Origin of the sequence: Saccharopolyspora sp. NPDC002686, assembly GCF_040295745.1 — a bacterium.
In the GTDB taxonomy this organism is placed as follows: Bacteria; Actinomycetota; Actinomycetes; order Mycobacteriales; family Pseudonocardiaceae; genus Saccharopolyspora; species Saccharopolyspora oryzae.
On the sequence record NZ_JBEOVY010000370.1, the window covers coordinates 1 to 7,296 of the forward strand.

Below are 7,296 nucleotides of genomic sequence, written 5' to 3' on the forward strand. Positions count from 1 at the left end.
CACCTGACCAACACAATTTCCCTACCCTACGCTCTACCGATATGATCTCCGCCCGGTCCAGGCCCTGGTGGACCTCACCTGATGCCCCGTGTGCACTTTCTGGTGCTATAGCAACAGAAAGTGCTCACGGATCTACGGCGCCGGAACGAGGGCGATCCAGACCTGGCCCGGCGCGAAGGGGATCGGGGTTCCGGTCGGCGTTGTGTAGGTGGTGCCGACTTCCGGGGCGGGGCGGTTCCAGCGGGCTTCGAAGGCCTGGCCGTCGCGGAGGACCACCGCGCGGCCCGATCCGACGGTCTCCGCGAACGGCGAGACGTTGCCGACCACGTCCTGGAACGGCGAGTCCGACACCGGAACTTCTTGCAGCACAACGGTGCTCGCCGCGAGGCGTCCGCTGTCGGTCGCCACGTGCCGGCGGCCGTCCATCGACACCAACCACCGCTGATCCCCCGGCGACCAGCTGAAACCCACCCGCGCCGACCGGTACGCGACGTCCTCGCCGTTCGTCGGAACTCCACCGCTCGGAGCCGGTCCGAAGGTCAACGCGGCGCTCGGCGACCACCCCTCGCCCGGCGGCAGCGCGGGCGGCCGCACGTACAGGTTGTGCGGCGCCTGCCCCGGCCCCCGGAAGAACGCACCGGGCACCGATGCCTGCGAGGCGCTGATCACCGGTGCCCGGTCGATCTCCGGCAGGAGTTCCGGCGCCGCGCCGGAGAACGCCAGCGCCGGACGTCCGAACTGCGGCAACAGGCGCAGATCGGTCTGCCGAGCGCTGCGCACCGGCCCGACCACGGGCGGCTTCCGCGTGCCGAAAACCGCTATCAGCCTGCTGATCCCGGCTTCCACGGGTTCGACGTACACGACGTCGGCCGCGCCGATGCCGGTCGGCGGGCGGGCCGGTGGCGAGTTGTCCACCTTCACCGCGAGCACCGGCGGTCCGACCGGCGGCGGCGCGGGCGGTGGTGGTTCAGGTGGCGGCTGCGGTCGTGCGATCGGCACCGAGCTCGTCCCCGCTGGTTGCAGGGCCAATCCGCCGAGCAGCACGACGACGGTGGCGACCAACGTGCCCAACGCGCGCAACCACCACATCGCCCCTCCCCCGGCGGGCATCCCGGGGTGTAGCTTCGCCCGCCACCGCGGCGGCGACAAGGGGCCGACTGGCGCAGTTCAGCGGTACGGACGCCGGATCCGCGCCTCCGCGCTCGCCCGCGCCCACCACACGAGCTGGTCCAGCAGCGCCTTCGCGGCAGTCGCCGGACCGGTGGCGTCCTCGGGGTTGCCCGCCGCGTCGAAGCACGCGCCGGCGCCGTGGAAGCTGACCGTTTCGCGGACGGTCATCGCGTGCAGTTCGGCGAAGACTTGCCGCAGCTGCTCCACCGCCCGCAACCCACCGGAAATCCCGCCGTAGCTGACGAATCCGACGGGTTTGGTGTGCCACTCCGCGTTCGCCAGGTCGATGGCCGCCTTCAACGGCGCCGGGTAGCCGTGGTTGTACTCCGGCGTGATCGCCACGAAGCCGTCGGCGGCGTCCAGTCGAGCGGTGAAATCGCGCACCTGCGGGGTTTTCACCGAAGGCATCACCGCGGGCAGGTCGGCCTCGGCCAGGTCGATGAGGTCGACCTGCAGTTCCGGGTGCTGCCGGGCCTGCCCGGCGAACCAGTCGGCCACGGTCCGGGCGAACCGCCCCTCCCGGGTGCTGCCGACGATGATGCCCACGCGCAGTCGGGTCTCCGCCATCGTGTCCTCCATGTGGATCGAGCTGTCCCGACCATCATGGAACCTCGACATTACTTGAGGTCAACTCCTTCTCCACTGTGGATTCCGAAGCCCGCCGGAGCACCTCGACGTCCTCCTCCGGCAACGAGATCCCCAGCCCCCGCAGCACGTCCCCGAGCTGGTCGGGCGCCACCTTCTCGACCTCGACCTCGCCCGACGCGTGCTCCGCGGTGAGCTCGTCGCCGACCAGCTTGCGGCTCACCCCGGGCGCCAACCGGAACACCACCGGCTTGCCGACGAACGGCGACTTCGGGTGCGTCGCGACGTAGTGGTTCGCCACCTCGTAGTCCGAGAGCCGCTGCGGCTGCGCGTCGGAGGCGTGCAACTCCTCCCACCCGGACTCCCCGGCCTTCTGCAAGCTCCACAGTGGACCCCGACGGACGATCCGGTGCCGCCAACCGGCCTGATCCACCTCCGCGCCGTCCTCGAGCGGCATCGGCGACAGCATTCCCGCGCCGAAGCCCACGTCGGCCAGGTAGTCCGCGCCGTCCACCCGGACGCGCAGCATCATGTGCGTCCGGTAGCCGGAGCCCTCGGCGTGGACCCGCGCCATCCGCCGCTCGACGTCGAAACCCAGCCTCTCCAGCACCGCGGCGAACAGCAGCGCGTGCTCGAAGCAGTACCCGCCGCGCTTCCGGTGGACGAGCTTGTCGTTGATGGCGGCCAGTTCGACCGCGGGATACCGCCTCAGGACGACGTCGAGGTTCTCGAACGGGATGGCCTGGACGTGCGCCTCGTGCAACGAGCGCAGCACCTCCGCCGACGGCCCCGCGACCGCCGGGTGCCCGATCCGCGCCAAGTAGTCGTCGAGGTCGACGTCGCCGATCCGCCATTCGTCATTCGCGTGCTTTCCCATGCGCCCAACCTGCAAGCTCGAGCGTGCTGGAGGTCAAGCGTCAGTTGCGCAGGTGCTCGCACTCGTCGGGTTCGGCGCGCAGGTCGTCCAGGGAGTGCCAGAAGCCGAGCGCCTCGGTGGTCGGCTCGAACGGACCAGCACTCCACCGGTAGTCCGACCACGAACTGCGCATCAGGCCGACGGCCAGGGTCGCCAGCCCGCGCCGGCGGCACCGCCGGTCGATGCGAACGTGCTCGAGCACGACGACCCGGCAATCGTGGCAGACCCGCAGCTCCAGCTCGCCCACGACGAGCCCGTCCAGCCGGATCTCGACGCCCGGCGGCCCAGCGGGCAGCAGTGCCGGAACCACGGCCAACTCCAGATCACCGACCATGGGCCCAGCATCGCGCGCCCGGACCGGTTTGTCCTGCTGGAACGATCAGCGCCCCGAAGCCCGATCCGGTTCCCACCGCCGACCGCACCCAGTCCCAGAACTCGTCGCTGGTCCACATTTTCGCAGGTCACAGGCCGCGAGCACTTTCTGGTGCCATAGCCCCGGAAAAGACTCACGGGCTCTTGACGCCGCGCTGCCAGGAGTCGAGGGCGATCAGCGTCTTGGTGCTGGTCACGCGGTGGCTGCGGCGGATCTCGTCGATGGTGCGCTGCAGGTGCGCCATGTCCCGCACCCGCATCCAGACCAGCGCGTCCGGATCGCCCGCGATGGTGAACACCGCCTGCGCCTCCGGCATCCGGGTGGTGGTCTGGACGATCTCGTCCACGTTGCTGGTGCCCAGGAAGCGCAGCTCGATGAAGGCCTCCACCGGCCAGCCGAGCTTGGCGTGGTCGAGCTGGACGGTGTAGCCGAGGATCACGCCGAGCTCCTGCAGCCGGTCGATCCGGCGCTTCACCGCCGCCGTCGACAGGGTCACCCGCGTGGCGATGTCCGACAGGGTGCGGCGAGCGTCCTCGCGCAGCAGCGCCAGGATCTCGTGATCCGTCGCATCGAGCGTCTGATCGGCCATGCGCACGGATGGTACGCAAAATTCAGCGGTGCGGAAGGCTTGTATCGACCGAAGTTTGCATGGTCGTCACCGTTTCGGGTCGCAGTGTTGTGCGTCACGCGGTTTTGGGTTGAAGTGGCGTCGATCACGACGCACCCCGGCGAGAAGGAGTTCGACATGGCCGCGTTCACGCTGGACGACCGCTACCTCCGGGATGCGGGCACGGTCTACGTGACCGGGGTGCAGGCCCTGGTGCGGATGCTGTTCGACCGGATCCGCCTAGACCGCCGCGCGGGCTCCAACACCGCTGCGTTCGTCTCCGGCTACGAGGGTTCGCCGCTGGCCGGGTTCGACCTGGAGCTGGCCCGCCGCGCGAAGCTGCTCGCCGAGCACGACGTAGTGCACCGCCCCGGCCTGAACGAGGAACTGGCCGCGACCTCGGTGCTGGGCAGCCAGCTCGCCGAGCGGCTCGGCACGCAGCGCCCGGACGGCGTCCTCGGCGTCTGGTACGGCAAGGCCCCCGGCCTGGACCGGGCCGGTGACGCGCTGCGGCACGCCAACATGGCAGGCACCGACCCCCGCGGCGGTGCGGTCGCGCTGGTCGGCGACGACCCGAACGCGAAGTCCTCCACCGTTCCGGCCCACTCCGAAGCCGCCCTCGCCGACCTGCAGATCCCCACGTTCTTCCCGGCGGATTCCCAGGACCTGCTGGACTTCGGGCGGCACGCGGTCGAGCTGTCCCGGGCGAGCGGCCTGTGGTCGGCGCTGAAGGTGGTCGCCAACGTCGCCGACGCGGCCGGGACCGCGGTCGTCACCCCGGACTGGACCCCGCCGGAAATGCGCCCGGAGGCCTACTCGCACCGCCCCAGCGCGCGACTGCTGGGCGCCGAACTCGCCGGCCTGGAGAGCAGCCTGTACAACGTGCGGGTCCCGCTGGCGCTGGAGTACCTGCGGGCCAGCGGCGTCAACCGGATCACGCACTCCAGCAGCTCCGACCGGATCGGCATCGTGACCGCCGGGAAGTCCTACTTGGACCTCCGCCAGGCGCTGCGCACCATCGGCCTCGAGGAGCAGGACCTCGCGCGCTTCGGCATCCGGCTGCTCAAGCTCGGCGCGATCCACCCGGTGGAGCCCACCATCGTCCGGGAGTTCGCCGAGGGCCTGACCGAGATCGTGGTCGTCGAGGAGAAGCGGGCGTTCCTGGAGCCGGTGATCAAGGAGGTGCTCTACGGCCGTCCGGACGCGCCGCGGGTGCACGGCAAGAAGACGCCCGACGGCCGGACCCTGTTCACCGAGCTCGGCGAACTCGACCCGGACAAGATCGCCCGCGGCCTGGCCGACCGGCTGACCGCGCACGGCGAAATCCCGCAGATCGACGCCTGGCGCCAGCGCCGCCGCCGCGAGCGGATCTCGGTCCCGCTGCTGGCCCGCACGCCGTACTTCTGCTCCGGCTGCCCGCACAACTCCTCGACCAAGGTGCCCGACGGGACCGTGGTGGGCGCGGGCATCGGCTGCCACACGATGGCGCTGTTCATGGACCCCGACCAGGTCGGCGACGTCGTCGGCATCACGCAGATGGGCGGCGAGGGCGCGCAGTGGATCGGCATGGCGCCGTTCGTCGGCACCGAGCACTTCGTGCAGAACATCGGTGACGGCACCTTCACCCACTCCGGCAGCCTGGCGGTGCGCGCGGCGGCCGCGGCCGGCGTGAACATCACCTACAAGCTGCTGCACAACTCCGCGGTGGCGATGACCGGCGGGCAGGACGCGGTCGGCGCGCTGCCGGTCGGCAAGATCGCCGAACTCCTGCTGCTGGAAGGCGCTTCGAAGGTCGTCGTCACCAGCGATGCGCCGAAGCGGTTGACCGGCAAGCTCCCCCGCGGCGTGACCGTCCGCCACCGCGACGAAATGCTCGACGCGCAAGCGGAACTGGCGAAGGTACCTGGTGTCACGGTGCTCATCCACGACCAGGAGTGCGCGGCGGAGAAGCGCCGCAAGCGCCGTCGCGGCAAGCAGGAGACCCCGGCGGAGAAGGTGCTGATCAACGAGCGGGTGTGCGAGGGCTGCGGGGACTGCGGCGCGAAGTCCAACTGCCTGTCGGTGCAGCCGGTGTCCACCGAGTTCGGCCGCAAGACCCGGATCCACCAGTCGTCCTGCAACGTCGACTACTCCTGCCTGTCCGGTGACTGCCCGTCGTTCCTGACGGTGGTGCCCAGCGGGCGCAAGAAGCGCCGCGAGATCAGCGAGCTGACGACCGGTGAGCTGCCCGAACCGCAGCGCGGTGACGACGACTTCACCGTCCGCATCACGGGCGTCGGCGGTACCGGCGTGGTCACGGTGACCCAGATCCTGGCCACCGCCGCGGTGATCGACGGCCGCCAGGTGCGCACTCTGGACCAGATCGGTCTCGCGCAGAAGGGCGGCGCGGTCGTCTCCGACCTCAAGATCACCTCGGCGGTGGTCGAGCAGGCGGCGAAGCTGGCCGCCGGCGAGTGCGACCTCTACCTGGGCTGCGACCTGCTGGTGGCCGCCGACCCGGTGCACCTGGCCACGGCCGACGCGGACCGCACGACCGCGGTGGTGTCCACGACCGAGGTCCCGACCGGCCGGATGGTGGTGGACACCGAGGTCTCGTTCCCGCAGCAGTCCGGCATCCGCTCGACCCTCGACGACGCCACCGCCCGGGCCTACTACCTGGACGCGCGCGGCCTGGCGGAGGAGCTGTTCGACGACGACCAGTTCGCCAACATCCTCCAGCTCGGCGCGGCCTACCAGTGCGGCGCGCTGCAGCTGTCGGCCGAGAGCATCGAGCAGGCGATCGAGCTCAACGGCGCCGCGGTGGCGGCCAACATCCAGGCGTTCCGCCGCGGCCGCCAAGCCATCGCCGACCCGGACGCGCTGCAGGCCGAGATCGCCCCGGCCCCGGTCGAAGCACCGGCGCCGAGCCCGGCCGCGCAGCGGGTGCGGGCGATCGTGAAGGCGGCCGAGGGCTCGGAACTGGCCCGCCTGCTGGACATCCGGATCCCGGACCTCGTCGACTACCAGGACGAGGAGTACGCCCGGAGCTACGCGGAGTTCGTCGAGCGGGTGCGGCGCGAGAGCACCACCGCGGTGGCCGAGGCGGTGGCCCGCAACCTGCACAAGCTGATGGCTTACAAGGACGAGTACGAGGTGGCCCGGCTGTCGCTGGACGAGCGCCTGCTGGCCGACGTCGAAGCCCAGTTCGGCGCGGGTTCCCGCTACTCGTTCCGCCTGCACCCGCCGGTGCTGCGCGCGCTGGGCATGAACCGCAAGATCAGCCTCGGCCCGTGGTTCCGCCAGGTACTCCGGCTGCTGCGCACGATGCGCAAGGTGCGCGGCACCCGCCTGGACCCGTTCGGCTACGCCAAGGTCCGCCGCGTGGAGCGCGAACTGGTCGAGCAGTACCGCGGTGTCGTCGAGCAGGCCATGGCCACCGACCACCCGGCCCTGCTGGAGCTGGCCGAGCTGCCGGACGTGATCCGCGGCTACGAGGACATCAAGCTGTCCAACGTGCAGGACTACCGCGAGAAGCAGGCCGAACTCCTCAAGTCCCCGACGTCCGAGCGGGTCGCCGCGCTCTGACCCGCGCCGAGGGGCCGGGGTCCCGCAGTTTCAATGGAAACTGTGATCCGACACGCCCGGGTGTGCAGTTTCAATTGAAAC

General features: G+C 70.6%; 6 protein-coding genes. 1 reads left to right on the forward strand and 5 read right to left on the reverse strand.

The window, feature by feature from the left end:
- Positions 1-132 precede the first annotated feature (132 nt).
- The 5 genes from ABTZ89_RS32755 to ABTZ89_RS32775 form a co-directional block, all read right to left on the reverse strand.
- Entirely contained in the window at positions 133-1,089 is a 957-nt protein-coding gene (locus tag ABTZ89_RS32755) for a DUF3048 domain-containing protein (RefSeq protein ID WP_351052056.1), read from the reverse strand.
- 78 nt (positions 1,090-1,167) lie between these two features.
- Complete coding sequence (locus ABTZ89_RS32760; protein WP_351052059.1) at positions 1,168-1,737, reverse strand: NADPH-dependent FMN reductase; 570 nt, start codon at positions 1,735-1,737, stop codon at positions 1,168-1,170.
- 34 nt (positions 1,738-1,771) lie between these two features.
- On the reverse strand, positions 1,772-2,632 hold the full coding sequence (locus ABTZ89_RS32765) for an arylamine N-acetyltransferase family protein (RefSeq protein WP_351052062.1): 861 nt from the start codon (positions 2,630-2,632) through the stop codon (positions 1,772-1,774).
- A 40-nt stretch (positions 2,633-2,672) separates the two neighbouring features.
- A complete protein-coding gene (locus ABTZ89_RS32770; protein WP_270952517.1) occupies positions 2,673-3,005 on the reverse strand; it encodes a hypothetical protein in 333 nt (110 codons plus the stop codon).
- A gap of 172 nt (positions 3,006-3,177) precedes the next feature.
- On the reverse strand, positions 3,178-3,633 hold the full coding sequence (locus ABTZ89_RS32775) for an Lrp/AsnC family transcriptional regulator (RefSeq protein WP_270952518.1): 456 nt from the start codon (positions 3,631-3,633) through the stop codon (positions 3,178-3,180).
- Between the two features lie 156 nt (positions 3,634-3,789).
- Here ABTZ89_RS32775 and ABTZ89_RS32780 point away from each other — a divergent pair, with 156 nt between their 5' ends.
- The gene (locus ABTZ89_RS32780; RefSeq protein ID WP_351052067.1) at positions 3,790-7,215 is read left to right on the forward strand and encodes an indolepyruvate ferredoxin oxidoreductase family protein; all 3,426 of its coding nucleotides are present in this window, start codon (positions 3,790-3,792) and stop codon (positions 7,213-7,215) included.
- The last annotated feature ends 81 nt before the right edge of the window (positions 7,216-7,296 follow it).